The following is a 17,317-nucleotide window of genomic DNA, read 5'->3' as shown; positions in this document are numbered from 1 at the left end:
AGATGTGATGCTTCTGTCAAGAAAGGATAATTGGATAATTATTAATCTACAGAATATCTATCAAAGTAATGCAAGGAATCTATTAATAAAGTTGTCTTAGATTAGAGGAAATAACACGGGTACTCTTTTACTTAATCAATTCACAAACCATCAAATTTTTCATTGAACATGCATTCAGTGAAATACAAATCTTTATGACTCAAGGTAGTAATTTCAGAAAAGAATAAAGTAGGCATTAGTCATCATATTTTTAATTATTGAGAGGAAACAATTTTTTAAGATACTAATCTTATTGGTAAAAGATGCATTACTGCTACTAATGAGAGATAAAGACTCAAACTTACTGTATTTACAATAAATATATCCCGCAGACACTAAAGTAAAATTTTTTAGATTAAGACGGACGAGAGCTGAACCAGCAAACTTAATTTGAACCAGAGTCACAATCTTTAGCTTTAGAAAAGGTGCTTTTAGCCTATCTATAAATATAAATCTAAAATAATGGCAGAATATATAATATATTTAGGATAGTCTAAAATAAAGAATAGGTTATAAAAACTCACTGCAATACTTGTTTCAAAACTATTAACAAGACTTTAAAACTGATAATATAGTAATCATCATCATAATCATCCATCATATTCACCTGTTGAGGCCATGCTAAAAAGATCTATATCACCTTTCACTTTGTTACTCACGTCCGTAAGTGCAATTTTGGGGTCAGGATGGTTATTTACTACTTATTACATTTCTGAACTAGCAGGTCCTTCTGCGATCTTTGCTTGGCTGATTGGTGGACTAGCTACTATCCTTATTGCTTTTATTTTTGCTGAGCTTTGCACTATGTTACCAATTACTGGAGCTAGTATTCGTATTCCCCAGTACACACATGGTACGCTTGTAAGTTTTCTTTTTTCTTGGATAATCTGGCTCTCCTATGCCTCATTAGCCTCCACGGAAGTTCAAGCGGTCCTCCAGTATTTAAACTATTTCTTTCCATCCTTAGTTCACAGTGATGGTGCTTTAACCATCTATGGTTATTTTTTAGCTTTAGTGTTAATGATAACAATTTCAGCAATTAATATTTTTTCCTTACGTTGGTTATTACGATTCAACAGCGTTTTAACTATTTTAAAAATTGCTATCCCCACAGTAGTGGCAATAGTTATTTTAGTGTTATATTTCGCTCCTGCTCAGCTTATTCACCCTGCTCATACCCCTTTCATGCCTTATGGGACACACGGCATATTTGCGGCAGTTACTACAGGTGGCATTGTTTTCGCTTTTAATGGATTTAAACAAGCCTGTGAAATGGCTGGGGAGGCCCAAAATCCTTCCCGGGCTTTACCTTTTGCTATTATTGGATCTGTAGTAATTTGTTTAATCATTTATCTTTTACTACAATTTGCTTTTCTATCTTCGCTATTACCCATTAATTTAATCCATGGCTGGGCGCACTTAAACCTGAAAGGCAGCACAAGCCCTATCACTGCGATTGTACATCAAGGACATTTAGATGTTTTGCTGCCTCTATTATATTTAGGAGCAGTCATTGGACCATTAGCCGCTGCATTAATGTACACCAGTAGTGGAGCACGTGCGTTATATGGCATGAGTAAAAACCACCATATTCCTCTTTTATTTCAAAACTTAACTACTCAAGGAAATCCTGCAATTGCTATTATCGCTAATTTTATTTTAGGAATGTGCCTCTTTGTACCACTACCAGGATGGGATCGTATGATAGCCTTTCTCACCTCGTTAATGGCATTAACCTATGGTGTTGCTCCTATTTGCTTGTTAGCTTTACGTCAACAACTGCCTAATTTTTTCCGACCCTTTAAGTTACCTGCTGTCACATTATGGGCTACAGGAGCGTTTTACATCTGTACCCTTCTCACTTACTGGAGTGGATGGATAATTATTTCTAAACTCGGCCTTGCTTTGCTTATTGGACTTGCTGTGCTGATTCTTCAGCGTTATTTTATTGAGCCTAATAAGCGATTTGCTTTCCATTGGCAAGCATCTATATGGGTATGGATTTATTTTTTAGGAGTCGCTTTGATTTCCTATCTCGGCAATTTTGGTGGAGGGAAAGGCATTATTACTTTTGGATGGGATTTTGTTATTATTGGAATATTTTGTATTTTTACTCTCTGGCTGGCAATAAAATTTAAATTGCCTTCAGAACTTACGCAATGTTTTGTTCAAGATCCTGAATTTGATCAGCACCTACCGGAGTAAGTACCCAAGTGGAATACAACAAAAACCCACGTTCATTGATCATTACTGAGATGATGACCCCTGAAAAAGTAAATTTTTCTGGTAATATTCACGGAGGCTATATTCTTAAATTAATTGATCAGACCGCTTATGCTTGTGCAACACGCTACAGCAGACATTATGTTGTAACATTATCTGTTGATCGAGTACTTTTTAAACAACCTATTTATCTCGGTGAATTAGTAATATGTTATGCAAACGTCAATTATGTAGGCCGTTCTTCAATGGAAATCGGCATTAAAATTGTCGCCGAGAATCTCACCACCGGTGAAAGGCGCCACACAAATTCCTGTTATGTCACAATGGTTGCTGTCAATAAAAATTTAAAACCTATAGAAATAAAACCATTAAGAATTAATAATAAAATCGAACAACGACGTTTCGAAGAAGCGAAAATAAGACGTCAAATGCGTCTTTCTTTAGCAAAATCTCATTCCATCAGAAAAAATAACAAATAATTTATTACAAAGAAAGGATTACCAAAAATAGATAGGTACTATTTCCCGCATTAATTTTCCTCTTCACAATGCTAGGCGAAACGAAAAAAGGAAAGGGTTTAATTTACATCTTAGTTTACTGGAATCACTTCATCTATTCCAAATAGGGGATATGCTAAAATGCGAACTTTATACAAGTATTAATTTACATTCTTAGATACTTTCTACCTAAATCTAAAGATTGTAAAACAGTTTGATAATCAGTATTAAGGCTACTTTCTTAATTACATCATCAACAAATAAACACATTGAATCTAAATTTATCTTTTATTGCAAAACAAATCACTAAAGAACCCAGTGGTCCTACTCACATGTGTAAGCGAGTTTGCTTTATAGAGTTTCCTAAGCATGCAATATTATATTCTCCGTTGGATGACTAAATTATCATTATAATCGTATAATCGTTATAATCGTCCATCAAAGGACGATAACTAATTGATCAAAACAACTTAACTACGATAATCACAGTATTGTAAAAAATTAGTCTTACTATTTATTCTCATCGTCAGCGATGTTAGTTTAATTAATCGTATTATTATATGCTTAACCCATGCTCTTTTAAATCAAAACTTCTCAAGAGTTAACGTGAGATTACCTCGTACCACCGAGAAATGCATTTCCATAAATAGCTTTTAATTACATGCATATAAGGTGGTTACTATTATTAATGTTATGCTAGTAAATAAGTAGGTTAAACACCTCTTTGTTCTAATTTGCTATTTCACTTCATTATATATTGAAGCTTCAAATGTATTTTGCACAACTCCAAGAGAAAAATTCATCTACTACTCTCTGTTTTGCTACTAATAATATCAAAATTATTACGAAGAGTGAGTAAAATTGTTGTTTTAAGTTTAAATGCTTAAGTTAATGTGAATAAAGTAACATGTGAAAAAAAGCACTGACTTTAGGGCCGCATACAGGAATAATTTTTTCTGATTATTATAGGTGAAGTTTCAGGAAACCCTAGAGAAAATCTGATATAGCAACCAAATTACTATTTTGTTGCTATATTCGCTTCTAAATTCCTATCATCATTAAGAGCATTATAAAAAGAGTTCTATAGGAAATATTTTTTCATCATAACATTATTTAGACCTATACTTAGTTGGAGTAACTATACATTATAACTCATATTGAAGAACAAGATTCGCTGACCGATATGTAATCCTATTATAGTTGAATTTAAGGAATCTTTCTTGATAGTCTTCAAAGATGATCACCATTCTCGCTGATGACCACATTCCCTTTGTTACCGAATTATTTGGAGGCTATGGAAAATTGCTTTTAAAGCGGGGTAATAATATCCAAAAAACTGATTTAAACACAGTCAATGTTTTATTGACGCGATCAATAACTCAAGTCAATGCTGCCTTATTAAAGGGAACCCCCATTGAGTTTGTAGGAAGCACAACAGCAGGATTTGATCATATTGATTCTGAATGGTTAACAAAGCAACTGATTTCATGGTCTTATGCTCCTGGAGCTAATGCAGTAGCGGTCGCAGAATACGTACTCCACTGCATCGCTTTTTTACGAAAAAAAAGTTTATTACCTCAAAGGTCAATAAATGCCGCTGTCGTTGGAGTTGGCCATCTAGGTAAAATCGTTTCGAATCGTTTACAAAAAATAGGTTTTTCTGTTTTCCATAATGATCCACCACGAGCTATTTCTGAAAATAAATTTATCTCAATTCCATTAGAATCACTTACAGAAATGGATCTTATTTGTATACATACACCTTTAACTAACACTGGTAATTTTCCTACCTATCATTTAATTGATGATGCTTTGTTAAAAAGATTAAAACCTGGCTGCGTTTTATTAAACGCGGGACGTGGCGCAGTGGTCAATAATCAAGCTTTATTAAAACAACAACATATCGTATCTTGTTTAGATGTATGGGAAAACGAACCTGATGTTAATTTAGCTTTATTAGAAAAAGTGGCTATCGCTACACCACATATTGCAGGTTATAGTAAAGAAGCGAAACTACGAGCATCACTAATGATTTATAAAGACTTTTTAAATCATTTTCAGCTAATAGATATCCATCACTTTAAAAAACTTCGACAATTACCAGAAAAAATTACGATTGATATTCGGGACTGTCATCCTACCATTGAAGATGTTCTGTTAAAAATCTATGATCCCAATAGGGAAACAGAAATTATGCGTAAATTATTGATAAATAATAAAGATCATTTTGAAAACTTACGTCGTTGTTATCCGTTGCGTCCAGAATTTTCTACTATTGAATTTACTCCCTCACCCCCTCCAAAACTAAAAAAAATTCTTCAACAATGGGGATTTACTTTTGATTTTAATTAACAGTAAGAGACTGCAAAAACCAAGCAGTCTCTTCAAAAATACTAAACTCAAGGCTTATAGAAAGTCCGGGATACAACGGACAACAATCAAGTAGTATTTTCCTTTCTTATGTTTTGTGATACTCACTTATACTTTCATCAAAGAAAAAGATCTTATAAACAGTCTCCTCGCTTAAGTATTGGTGGCACTCTAATTTTTAAGTACTCATATTAAAACTCTCCTCCCATCAGATCTCTTTCTAGATAAAATAATACATGCCCTTAATATCAAAGCTAAATACTAATCTTTATAGCAAATTCTTTGTAGCAGAATATTTTTCTCGGAAGTACAAAGAGTGCTACTATTTTTTCTTTCCTATTACCTGTAACCCACAAAGCTGCAATCAAAGAAGGCAGCTAAATCATTTATAAGCAGGTTAGTTGTTGCTCTATAATATATAGACAACTTGTCTATAGTAAGGCAGTATTCATCTCACCCCCAGCCCCCCTTGCCGCTTATAATGCCTCATTACCTACAAAAGTTAATAAAGTTTCTTCTATCTAATATTCTTTTTCCGAGGCTGATATCCTATCAAAGTAGACAATAAGATTGATGCTGTTCAGAAAAAATTTACTTTCAAAAAACTACACCATGCAAATCCTACTTACTATCTCACTATACAAATAGTACAAATATTAAGAAGATTTAGTCATGGCACATCAAAATTACTATTACTAATAATCTTTTAACTAACTTCCTCAGTTATTCCATAGCATAATGTCACTTCTACAACCATCCCCAGATTTACTTTCTTTCACTCTTATTTTACGCAATTTCTCTCTGGGTCTTTGTTAAAGCTTTAGAACCCTCTTCTCGAGAGGCCTACTAAAATTATTTTGGATAGCGTAGAGCCTTTAATGCTTGAATCGAGTTTTTATAGAACTAACATATTTTGAGTTAAACCTAGATTCACTAGGTAACTAATTTTTATTAGAGGTAGGAGGAAAATAATCAGGTTAATCAATATCTAAGAAAGTTATTTTCTTATAATTTTATCTTTTTTAAATCAGGTATGACAGAATTTTTAATTAGGTGTTAAGATCATTCTCAATCTAAAATACTCCTGCTGTACCTGAATGTTATGCAGTATTACTAATTCACCCCTAGACCATAGAAATTAATCCGACAATTTAAATTACCCTAAAAAATTTCTTGGCACATAAAATTTAAATTTACCCACTCATGGAGGCAAACACAAAAACTTACCTAAACTATTTCTGCCAATTCTAGCTCGCTTGGAATGCTATCACGATCGATAAAATCCAAATACGTTGCTAAGAAATGCTCCTCCCTCTTTAATCACATAAAAAAGCAAAAGCTACTAAAACGACTTTCTTTTAACATAAGCAAAAAATCTAGTAAGAATTTTACAACGGAGTTATTAATATGACCACAAACCCTATTTAATCTAGAACAATCTTTGATTCTGCTAGGTACATAGTATTTCTGTATTAAACTCTTATTATTTATGATCTAAAATTAAACTACCCCCCACTTTAAAAAATCTAGATCATTCACACAAGTAATAAACAGGTGTCTTTCTCCGTCATCATAAAAGATATCCTAATATATTATATAATCCAGACTTCTGGTGTATATCTTAGGATAGCATAAAGTACAACATCTAGTCACTTACCCGAATCTAGTCCCTTACCCGAATATATATTAATCAAAAAAAGAAATAGTGTCCTTAATTTTACTACAGTAAAGGGAAAATAATTAGGGAAAAATTATAGTTAAAAAATAACTTATTTTTATCAAGTTATCTTCTGTCTAAAACAAAAAGAAGTCTTCAATTTTATAAACAATTCTCAAAGCAACTTAAAATCTCTTAATTCATTCAATTTTTTATTCTTCTTATGAACCAAACAAGTAAATTTCAGGAGGAACTAAAAAAGACTGATTTTATTGACAAAAATGCTTAGAATAATACTTAATCTAAAATGGAATAACATTTTTAGCCTAAGCAATACCAAAAGTACCCATAAAATATCCATTTTTTAGGCCACTTTTACCTGAGTAAAACGTAAAAGAATTGCCTTATGATTCGCTGTATTATCTTCTGTTGCTATCTTTTATGTTTTGTTTCACTAATTTTTAACAAAACTACTAGGGTTAAAGGGTATGAAGCAGTAAAAGATCTTTTATTATCTTTTATTTATTAAAATTTTAATTTTAAAGGGTCAGCTAGGTATAAAAACTCCAGAACTGGTAAAATTTTACCTTATAAAAAGTTTTTATAGCAATGATTGAAGAAAGGACGGGGCTCTGCCTCCTGCAACAACTTTAAAAATAACAAAGGTCAATTTACGACAGAAGTTACTCTGTTTGGATATTAATAATAAAACATTTGATTAAATAGAACATTTTATTACTGCTAAAATTAGTTTATTTGAATTATTTACCTAAAATATGTGATTTCGTTCACTCCTCTGGATTACCTGATGCTGTCCAGATTAATAAGTCGTTCCACCCCATTACAGAGGAATTCCTTCAAAAAACTTTATAACATCCTAATATTACTTTTTAATTCATAATTTCTATTTACTATAAGTTTTATCCCTTTAGTAAGGGCATGCTGAGAGGAGTGGATATTTGAAACAAATTTAATTTGACTCCTACTAACCAATCTTCTCAGGAATGAGTATTTTTAGACCTTTTATTTTTCATAAAATTAATAATATTATTTTCATTAAAATTAGTCGATGAATCTTCAATATTTTCACTTTAATCGCTATGATATCGCAGAGTCTTAAATAAATTTTTTTATTAGTTGTCCCTTCACTGTATTCCACACTGATTTATGATATCAATAAACTATACAAGTTAACTCATTAAAAAGTTTAGGGATTCTAGATATTTAGAATGCCCTCTTAGATTATTTCTTGTGGATCGACATCTAAAGACCATCGAATTTTTGTACGATGAATGGAAAGCAAAGTTATCAATTGATTTAACACTTTACGCAAGCTAATACGATCTTTAGATTGAAAAAGTAATTGATAGCGATAACGTCCTGCTTTTAGTTCCATACGAGCAGGAACGGGCCCTAAAATATCTACACCACTATTACCCAAAAATTTTTTTTTGATGTCTAATAAAAATTCAGAAGGAGGGATAGGTTTTGGGGCTTCAGCACGTAATATGCTTAAATAAGAAAAAGGAGGTAATTGAGCAGCTTCTCGTTCTTTTAATAAAGCTTCCGAAAAAATAGCATACCCTTTGTTTAATAAGAGGGTAAACAGAGGATTTGTAGGATGATGAGTTTGAATCAATAGTTCCCCTTCTGGTTCTGCACGACCCGAACACCCCGCTACTTGCATTAATAACTGTCCCATCCGTTCCAGCGCACGAAAATTAGAACTGTATAAACCACTATCTGCATCCACAATTGCTATTAAAGTTAAATGAGGAAAATAATGACTCTTAGCAATTATTTGTGTGCCAATTAAAATTGCTGGTTTTTGATTGTGAATTAAATTCAATTTTTCTTCTATAGTACTTTTAGTACGTATACTATCACGATCTATACGCACGATGTCATAATTGGAAAACCGTTTTTGTAACATTGCTTCTAATTGTTCTGTACCTAAACCAATATCGATTAATTCTTGATTCTGACATTGAGGACAAACGGAAGGAATTTTTTTATTAAAACCACAGTGATGACAATAAAGTCGCAGAGGTTTATAGTGAAAAGTTAATCGTGCATCACAACGATGACAATACATTATCCAACCACAACCATGACACATCAAAGTAGGTGCGTAACCACGGCGATTTAAAAATAATAAAACTTGGCCATTATTTTTAATATGCTTTTCTATGGTAATTAATAATTTACTGCTCATTCCAGCTATTAATTGCTTTTGACGTAAATCGATTATCGTCACACGAGGTAAAGAAGCCTTTTCCGCCCGATGGGTTAACTGTAATAGTTTATAACGTTCACGTTTAACATTATAAAAACTTTCTAATGAAGGAGTTGCAGAACCAAGTACAACAGGAATATTTTCAAATTGGCCACGTATTACAGCCAAATCACGTGCAGAATAACGAAAACCTGACTGTTGTTTAAAAGAAGTATCGTGCTCTTCATCTAAAATAATGATCCCGAGGTTAAGAAGAGGAGTAAAAATAGCTGAGCGAGTGCCAATAATAATCTTAGCTATACCTTTTTTAGCCATAAGCCACACTTGTGCACGTTTTTTATCTGCTAAATTAGAATGCAACACAGCAATAGGCACATTAAATCGTTTACGAAATCGCTTGATAATTTGAGAAGTTAAAGCAATTTCTGGAACCAGTACTAGTGCTTGTTTTCCAATCTGAATTAACGATGCAATAATATGCAAATAAACTTCAGTTTTCCCACTTCCAGTAATACCTGTAAGCAAAAAGGTCTGAAAATTTTTATGATTAACAATTTCTGTAACTGCATTTTGCTGATCAGGATTTAAATCTAACGGATAATCTGGAATATATAAACCTTTATCCTCGCTAATTTCACTAACCTGTTTCCCTTGTCGAAAAATACGCGGTAGGGCACCCAGGATAACTTCACCAATTGGGTAATAATAATATTCACTTGCCCATTGAAATAATTTTAGTAAAGGCGCTGGAATTAGTGGTGCATCGTCGAGGATTGCCTGAATAAATTTAAGACGTGCAGAGGGCACAGAAGAATAAGGTTTTACTCTTATTAACACCCCTATACAGTCTTGCCGAGCAAAAGGAATTTTTAAACGAATTCCAGGTTGTAAGTTTATACTCTTCAAGAAGTTAGGTGCTAAATAATCAAAATATTGATATAATGGTGTTCCTATAGCAACTTGTAAAATTATTGACATGAACATATGATAACGCTCGCGATTTTAAGCACAAGAGATCCTTGATTATGCCAATCTATAGCACAAACGAATTTCATAGCGGATTAAAAGTCATAATCGATGGAGATCCTTGTAGCATCATTGAGAATGAATTTATCAAACCTGGAAAAGGTCAAGCTTTTAATCGTGTTAAATTCCGTAACTTGAAAACTGGCCGGGTATTAGAACGCACTTTTAAGTCTAGTGAGACTCTGCCTAGCGCCAATGTAGTCGAAGTAGAAATGCAATATTTATACAATGATAGAGAGTTTTGGCATTTCATGGTTCTAGAAACTTATGAACAATATGCCGCTACATCTAAAATCGTAGGAGATACAAAACAATGGCTCAAAAAAGAAACACTATACACCGTAACTATTTGGAACGGATCCCCTTTATCAGTTCATCCCCCTAAATTCGTAGAATTAAAAATCATTGAAACAGAACCTGGAGTTCGTGGCGATACAGTGACTCATGGTACAAAACCTGCTAAACTTGAAAGTGGCACTATAGTACGAGTTCCTTTATTTCTAAATAAAGGCGAAGTAATTAAAGTTGATACCCGTCGTGGAGAATACGTTTCCCGGGCGAAATAATCTCAATCTTTGACATTACACAAAACAAGAAAAAGGTAAAAAATAATTTTTTTAGATGATTGTTAAATAAAAGTAATGTTTGATGTAAACTGGCGACCAACTGCTTCCCTGATGAATCAAAAACTTCGTGCAAAATTATACTCTGATATTCGAAAGTTTTTTTCTGATAGAGAAGTGCTAGAAGTTGAAACTCCACTCTTATCACAGTATACCGTTACTGATATTCATATTGAAAGCTTCCAAACAACTTATTACAACCATAAAGAAAAACTCTATTATTATTTACAAACTTCTCCAGAATATGCCATGAAGCGGCTTCTCGCTAATGGAAGTGGAGCAATTTATCAAATATGTAAAGCTTTTCGTAATGGTGAGAGGGGCGCTCAACATAATCCTGAGTTTACTTTATTAGAATGGTATAAACCTGGTTCTAGTCATCATGATTTAATGAATGAAATTGATGAATTATTGCAATTTACTCTACACACAAAAAAAGCACTCCGCAAAACTTATTCCGAATTATTTTCAGAATATCTATCGATTAACCCCTTGAGTGTTTCATTAAAAAAATTACAGTCTCTAGCTCGAAAATTTGCACTTGAAAATGTCAATCATTATACTGATCACACTACTTTATTACAGTTTCTATTTACTCATGCCATTGAACCAAATATTGGATTTGGTCAACCTTTATTTATTTATGATTTTCCAGCACCACAAGCAGCCTTAGCTAAAATCAACCCACAAAACTCCGATATTGCTTTACGATTTGAATTGTACATTGAAGCGATAGAGTGCGCAAATGGCTTTGAAGAATTAACCGATGCTCAAGAACAACGTTACCGTTTTGAACAAGATATTTTAAATCGACAAAAAAAAGGGCTGTTCAAAATTGAGATTGATCAGCGTTTTCTTGCTTCACTTAAAAGTGGATTACCTCCTTGTGCAGGAGTTGCTGTAGGCTTAGATCGATTACTTATGATTAAAACAAAAGCTCATCACATTCAGGAAGTCATTACTTTTCCATCGGATATCGCTTAACACATTTATGTAGTAACGCTAATTTTAGGAATAACCCTATATAGTACGAATTAATATCTTTCCAACAAGACTATTTAATGAATTATTATGAAAGTAATTTTAGCACCGCTACTACCTAATTTTTCAGGATAATTAGCATAATTACCAGAACCACATAAATAATCAAAAAAATAACCTATTACTTCTTAAAATTTTAAACACAAAGCCAAAATCCGCAATTTACTTGACTATATTTTAATAGTAAAAGCAGATAAATTTTCTAAGCAATCATTTGATATATAAGACCCTCCTACAAATACTGTTTAGTTTTTTCATGATTATGATCTAATCTTACATTTTATCCACTATTCTCGTAGTTAGGATATATGTGAATATGAAAACCGTGAATATCCAGTGATCGTTCATACAAATGAAGCTTCTTATTAATATATTCCATATTTCGTGTCGGTTATAAAATAATACAAGCCCCAATGAGGCAATTCTTGATCCGTTTCTATAAGGCAGTTTTAATTTACATTCACCGTATTTTCGTGTGAGGAATTTCTAAAAATCTAGATAAAAGTGATCCTAAAGAGCAGAGTATTTAATCGCATAGTAATTTTTTTATTTTTTAAAATAATTAAAACATAGTAACCTTTACTAATTAATATATAAATTTAATATATAAACTCTGTTAGAAATTCTAATTTTAAATTGCTCATTCCCTAAAAAACGTTGCTATTTCCCCTCAAAAACGGGAATCCAGGCTAGCATAAATCATGCTTACTTTAGGATGCCCACTTTTGCGAAAATGACTGATCTCTGAAAAAACTAAAATTAAAATTTCTAAAATTTTATGAAATAAATAGGAGTAAGACTAAACTGAGAAAAATTATCTAAATATTCTCTGAAACAAATAGTGTTCCAATTTTTTCACCAAATAAAATACGACTATTAGTTTGCCAATGAGACTCCCACTGCACTCCCTGGAAAGGGAATAATAAAATCACGCTAGAACCCATTTTAAAATGACCTAATTCATCCCCTCGTGCTAGATTAATATTATTTTCTCGATAATTCCATACTGAAATAGCACGCTGAGTAGAAATGGGGGGGGTGACAGTACCATACCAAACCGTATTGATACTACCTACTAAGGTAGCACCTACAATCACGATAGCTATAGGTCCCACTCGCGTCTCGAATAAACATACTACTCGCTCATTGCGAGCAAATAGCCTAGGAATAGTTTGAACTGAAAATGGATGAACTGAAAAAAGGCAACCAGGGATATATACCATTTCTAATAAATGACCATCGATAGGCATATGAATTCGATGATAATCTTTTGGAGCCAAATATGCAGTAAAATAATTCCCACCCTGAAAGAGTTGTGCTTGTTTCGTATTGCCAGCTAATAAATCAGTTACTGTATAACTATGTTTTTTGGTTTGGAGAATAGTTTCACCTTTTAATTGTCCTATTTCAATAATAATTCCATCTACAGGAGAAGCAACGGCTTTGGAATCGGTTGTTATTAATCGTAATGTTGGATTCAAATGTCGAGTAAAAAAAGCATTAAAAGAGGTATAAGATTGGATATCGGGATTTTTTGCTTCTTGCATATTCACCCCATAGCAACGGATAAATAAGCGGATTATCGTCCGGGTAATTAAACCCCATCGTCGATCAGCGAGCCAACCCACTATTCTTGATAAAGTGTGTTGGAGCATATGTATAGGTACTTTACTCATAAAAATTATATTTTATATTTTGATATTTTATATTTTTAAAATCCTAATAAATATTATTAGGGAGCAAATCTTTATTTATGTATGCTAGGATTTAAGATAAAGAAAAAAGGATAACATAATTGAAAATTTATTTAGTAGGTGGAGCTGTTCGGGATGAATTATTAAATCTTCCAGTCAAGGAAAAAGATTGGGTTGTGGTAGGCGCTACGCCCGAAGAAATGATCTCGCATGGTTTTAAACCCGTTGGAAAAGAATTTCCCGTGTTTTTACATCCTAAAACTCATGAAGAATATGCACTCGCCCGTACAGAACGTAAAATATCCCAAGGATATAAAGGATTTATCTTTTATTCGGACCCCAATGTGGCTCTTGAAGAAGATTTAAAGCGCCGCGATCTTACAATTAACGCTATAGCTAAATCATCTGAGGGAACGCTTGTTGATCCTTACGGCGGTCAACAAGATCTAAAAAATAAAGTTTTACGTCACATTTCCCCCGCTTTCCAAGAAGATCCGATGAGGATTTTACGATTAGCTCGCTTAATGAGTAAATTTCCTGAATTTTCTATTCATCCTGAGACATTAGACCTGATGAAAAAAATGACGCGTTCAGGAGAGGTAAATTCATTAGTACCTGAACGTGTTTGGCAAGAGTTAGTACGTGCACTCACTAACAAAATACCAACTCGATTTTTCACAGTATTAGATGATTGTGACGCTTTAGCTATTTTATTCCCCACTCTCCATCATCAAGACGAAAGTATAAAAGCTTTATCTAAAATTGCAAGTAAAACTTTATCCCCTATTCTGCGCTTTGCTGCTTTATTCAGTAATCTCTCTTTCAGAGCCATTCAACAACTAACTTTACAATATCGAGTTCCAAATAAATATTCTGATTTAACGACTATGGTTTCACGATTCAAAAAATTATATCAAGATATGGATCAAATGAATGAAAAAGAATTACTGAATTTTATCCTTAAAACCGATGCGTTACGCAAGAAGGAACGTTTTGAACAATTTCTTTTTATTTGTGGCTCACTGTATCCTCACTCAGCTCAAAATGATGATAAAATCCGAAAAATTATTAAAGCCATTAAGTCAATCAAAATTAAACCTTTACAAGAAAGAGGATTTAAAGGAGACGCTTTCGCAAAAGAATTAGAAATTCTACGATTAGAAGCGATTCGCGGCTTCACTTCATCTACCCGTTCCAAATAAAAAACACATAATCACAAGGAAAGACGGCCTATTTGATTTCCGTTTGAAAAGCCAAGCAAACTAGAATGATAATTACGAGTTAAGGCAATAACTTTAAATAATTCTCCCATTTCAGTAGGCAATGTTAGTTTCTTAATTTGTTGCGCAATTTGATAATGCTCTACTACATTTTTTAAGGAAGTCATGCATGAAGTGAGCCCACAATTTAACAAAAACCCTGCTTGATGAATAAATCCTGCCACGCTCAATTGATGGCAAGCAGCTGCCGCTTCTGCAACGGCCGTAAAATCGACATGAACACTAATATCTTGAATGCCAGGTAAAATAAGCGGATCAAAATGACTATAATGTCGATAATGGGAAGCAATAGTACCTCGGTTACGATTTGGGTGATAATATTCATGCCGTGGAAATCCATAATCAATCAACAAAATTAATCCTTGTTTAAGAGCATCAGCCAACGAAGCAATCCAAGGCCTCAATAACAAATTAATTTCTGATTCATAATCAGTAGGAAAATTAATACCTAAATTTTTAATTTGCTGAATTAAATAAAACGATGAAGGATCATTTATTTTCCATACAAACTTTTCTTTTTCATTATCTACATAAATTTCTTTAATAACATTATTTAGAATTTTAAATTTATGGACTGGCAAGGCATCTATTACTTCATTTCCAACAATAATACCCACAAAATTTGTAGGTAATTGATTAATCCATACAATACTGTCAACTAATTCTGGAAGCTCTTTTCGAAGAAAAGTTTTTTGACGATCCTGTAAATCCGCACTGACTTCTAAAATGTAATAACAATGAGGTAAACATCGATTATTCTTAAGTTCTTTTAATATACCGACTGCCATCATTCCAGTTCCCGCACCTAATTCAAGAATATTGCCACCGTTTAAGTCTTGTAATATTTGATAACATTGGCGCCCTATACATTCAGAAAAAAGAGGAGAAATTTCAGGTGCAGTAACAAAATCGCCCGATACTCCAAATTTATACGCTCCAGCGCTATAATAACCTAAACCTGGCGAATAAAGAGCCAGGTTCATATAACGTGCAAAAGTAAGCGGTCCCTGTCTAGTAATTTCTTCTAAAATTTTTAACTTCAAGCGATCGCTATGAATTTGGGCAATGGAGTCCGTAGACAAAAACTTTCTAATCAACATACTAGAGAATTGTAAATCTTTAAAATTTCCAAGGAGAGAAGCCTTCCTATAGACTTTATAAACAATTTTGGAAAAATTATAATACGAAGGATAGACAAGAACATCTTTAAGAAAAAAATAATTGCATAGTTTTTATAAAACATATATTTATCAAAAATCTGCTTTAATTAAAAAAGGCACTTTCCTTGTGAAAAATTCTTTAAAATTCATGCTCCTGAGTGCTATAGCAGCCAGTACTAGCTGCACCCTTACCCCTCCTACTACTACCCTCCACTTTCCAACTCAGCCTACTGTAGTGATCTATAAAGCTAAATCCTGGCAACAACGCTATCATGCTTTAAGACAATATTTACTTTGGAATATTAATGGTACATTCAGTATTCAACAACCTAGTAGAACCATCATCGCTGAATATAAATGGCAACAAAAAAAAAGCAATTATCATATTCGTATTTATTCTATTTTAGGAATTTATAGCATTGAAATATATGGCCGACCTGGAATAATAATGTTATCATCCTCGTCTCAAAAATATTATACTACTTTAACACCCGAGAAATTATTGCAAAAACAATTGGGTTGGAAATTGCCTGTTTTAAATCTTTTTTATTGGGTTCGAGGCATCCCTGCACCAGGGATCTACCATAGCAAGTTTGATTCATCCGGCCATTTAATTTTCTTACAACAAAATGGTTGGAAAATTCGTTTTTCTCGATATTCCAGAATTAATTTCATCGACTTACCCCACACTTTAATATTAAATAAAAAACCTTTTACCGTCAAAATCATTATTAAATCTTGGAAATTATACTAAAATATACTGTTTTTATATCAATTTTTTTATTTAGCTATTTTAACGGCTTTCTATCCAGGCAATAAAAGGTAACTCCCTCAAAAAAAACTTTAGCCATATATAATCTTCATTTATATAAAGTGCTTTTTCTCACCCAATAAAAAATTTTCAAGAGCTAAAAATTTATTTTTATAAAATAAAATCTAAAGAAATAGCAAAGATAAATGCTATTTTAAAATAGATGAAATGAACAATATATAACTTTTAAATGCATATAGTATGGTTAGTCGTTATTTTTTCTAAATCTTAGAGTAAGGCTCTTCCTTATAAAGGAGCCGAATCATTAATACAATAACCATAAAAAATCAATGGTTTTTTAAATTATAGCAGCAATGAACTCACTATGAAAAGCTTTCTAACCCTTAGCAATAAAATACGATAAAACTCTATATATTAACAAAATTAATACCTATTATCCTTTAAATTATAACCGATAAAATCTACCTATTAGTCAGTAGTTTAGATACTCACAACATTTCTTTGTTTTTTAGACGCTAGCTATAGAAAAAATAAGCTACTTTTTAAAGTAAAAAAATAGAATTAAAAATGTTCAATATACGAATCAATTTAAATTTATAGTATTAGTATCAACTTTCATGAAAAAAATATAAAAATCTGTCCAGAAAATTATCAAAAGGCTTGTGTTTTTTAAGCAAATATGAAAAATATCAAACAATT

At 32.5% G+C, this 17,317-nt stretch carries 10 protein-coding genes; 7 read left to right on the top strand and 3 right to left on the bottom strand.

The genetic code is table 11. The features are described 5' to 3' along the window. Positions 1 to 657 precede the first annotated feature (657 nt). From CLERM_RS02935 to CLERM_RS02925, 3 genes are all read left to right on the top strand, one after another. Positions 658 to 2,244, top strand: coding sequence for an APC family permease (locus CLERM_RS02935; RefSeq protein ID WP_102157104.1), 1,587 nt, complete (start codon positions 658 to 660; stop codon positions 2,242 to 2,244). Positions 2,245 to 2,297: 53 nt separating this feature from the next. After that, positions 2,298 to 2,741: an acyl-CoA thioesterase gene (locus CLERM_RS02930; protein ID WP_102157107.1), complete on the top strand. Its 444-nt coding sequence runs from the start codon at positions 2,298 to 2,300 to the stop codon at positions 2,739 to 2,741. A 1,254-nt stretch (positions 2,742 to 3,995) separates the two neighbouring features. Continuing rightward, positions 3,996 to 5,111 carry a 4-phosphoerythronate dehydrogenase gene (locus tag CLERM_RS02925; RefSeq protein WP_102157103.1) on the top strand — a complete coding sequence of 372 codons (1,116 nt, stop codon included), beginning with the start codon at positions 3,996 to 3,998 and terminating at the stop codon, positions 5,109 to 5,111. Between the two features lie 2,912 nt (positions 5,112 to 8,023). Here CLERM_RS02925 and CLERM_RS02920 read toward each other — a convergent pair. Beyond that, positions 8,024 to 10,000, bottom strand: a complete 1,977-nt coding sequence (locus tag CLERM_RS02920; protein ID WP_102157102.1) for a primosomal protein N' — start codon at positions 9,998 to 10,000, stop codon at positions 8,024 to 8,026. A gap of 47 nt (positions 10,001 to 10,047) precedes the next feature. On the opposite strand from CLERM_RS02920, the gene efp reads away from it, so the two are divergent. Together efp and epmA are read left to right on the top strand one after the other, a co-directional pair. Further along, positions 10,048 to 10,614, top strand: a complete 567-nt coding sequence (gene efp / locus CLERM_RS02915; RefSeq protein ID WP_102157101.1) for an elongation factor P — start codon at positions 10,048 to 10,050, stop codon at positions 10,612 to 10,614. Positions 10,615 to 10,689: 75 nt separating this feature from the next. Continuing rightward, positions 10,690 to 11,655: an elongation factor P--(R)-beta-lysine ligase gene (epmA, locus tag CLERM_RS02910; RefSeq protein ID WP_102157100.1), complete on the top strand. Its 966-nt coding sequence runs from the start codon at positions 10,690 to 10,692 to the stop codon at positions 11,653 to 11,655. Between the two features lie 875 nt (positions 11,656 to 12,530). Here the strand turns inward: epmA and asd are convergent. After that, entirely contained in the window at positions 12,531 to 13,388 is an 858-nt protein-coding gene (gene asd / locus CLERM_RS02905; RefSeq protein ID WP_102157099.1) for an archaetidylserine decarboxylase, read from the bottom strand. Positions 13,389 to 13,507: 119 nt separating this feature from the next. On the opposite strand from asd, the gene CLERM_RS02900 reads away from it, so the two are divergent. Next, positions 13,508 to 14,608: a tRNA nucleotidyltransferase/poly(A) polymerase-related protein gene (locus CLERM_RS02900; RefSeq protein ID WP_102157098.1), complete on the top strand. Its 1,101-nt coding sequence runs from the start codon at positions 13,508 to 13,510 to the stop codon at positions 14,606 to 14,608. Positions 14,609 to 14,619: 11 nt separating this feature from the next. On the opposite strand, the gene CLERM_RS02895 is transcribed toward CLERM_RS02900, so the two are convergent. Further along, entirely contained in the window at positions 14,620 to 15,786 is a 1,167-nt protein-coding gene (locus CLERM_RS02895) for a class I SAM-dependent methyltransferase (RefSeq protein WP_102157097.1), read from the bottom strand. 187 nt (positions 15,787 to 15,973) lie between these two features. Here CLERM_RS02895 and lolB point away from each other — a divergent pair, with 187 nt between their 5' ends. Next, positions 15,974 to 16,600, top strand: coding sequence for a lipoprotein insertase outer membrane protein LolB (gene lolB, locus CLERM_RS02890; protein WP_145996295.1), 627 nt, complete (start codon positions 15,974 to 15,976; stop codon positions 16,598 to 16,600). Positions 16,601 to 17,317: the final 717 nt, after the last annotated feature.

This window comes from Coxiella-like endosymbiont (assembly GCF_002871095.1).
Classification (GTDB): Bacteria; Pseudomonadota; Gammaproteobacteria; order Coxiellales; family Coxiellaceae; genus Coxiella.
Note: the sequence above shows the minus strand (reverse complement) of the source record. Positions and strands in the feature narration are given on the sequence as shown.

Bases quoted from the DNA above. Each gene is read 5' to 3' on its own strand.
- CLERM_RS02920 (WP_102157102.1), bottom strand. From the start codon at position 10,000: ATGTCAATAATTTTACAAGTTGCTATAGGAACACCATTATATCAATAT.
- CLERM_RS02925 (WP_102157103.1), top strand. From the start codon at position 3,996: ATGATCACCATTCTCGCTGATGACCACATTCCCTTTGTTACCGAATTA.
- asd (WP_102157099.1), bottom strand. From the start codon at position 13,388: ATGAGTAAAGTACCTATACATATGCTCCAACACACTTTATCAAGAATA.
- CLERM_RS02930 (WP_102157107.1), top strand. From the start codon at position 2,298: ATGACCCCTGAAAAAGTAAATTTTTCTGGTAATATTCACGGAGGCTAT.
- epmA (WP_102157100.1), top strand. From the start codon at position 10,690: ATGTTTGATGTAAACTGGCGACCAACTGCTTCCCTGATGAATCAAAAA.
- CLERM_RS02895 (WP_102157097.1), bottom strand. From the start codon at position 15,786: ATGTTGATTAGAAAGTTTTTGTCTACGGACTCCATTGCCCAAATTCAT.
- CLERM_RS02935 (WP_102157104.1), top strand. From the start codon at position 658: ATGCTAAAAAGATCTATATCACCTTTCACTTTGTTACTCACGTCCGTA.
- efp (WP_102157101.1), top strand. From the start codon at position 10,048: ATGCCAATCTATAGCACAAACGAATTTCATAGCGGATTAAAAGTCATA.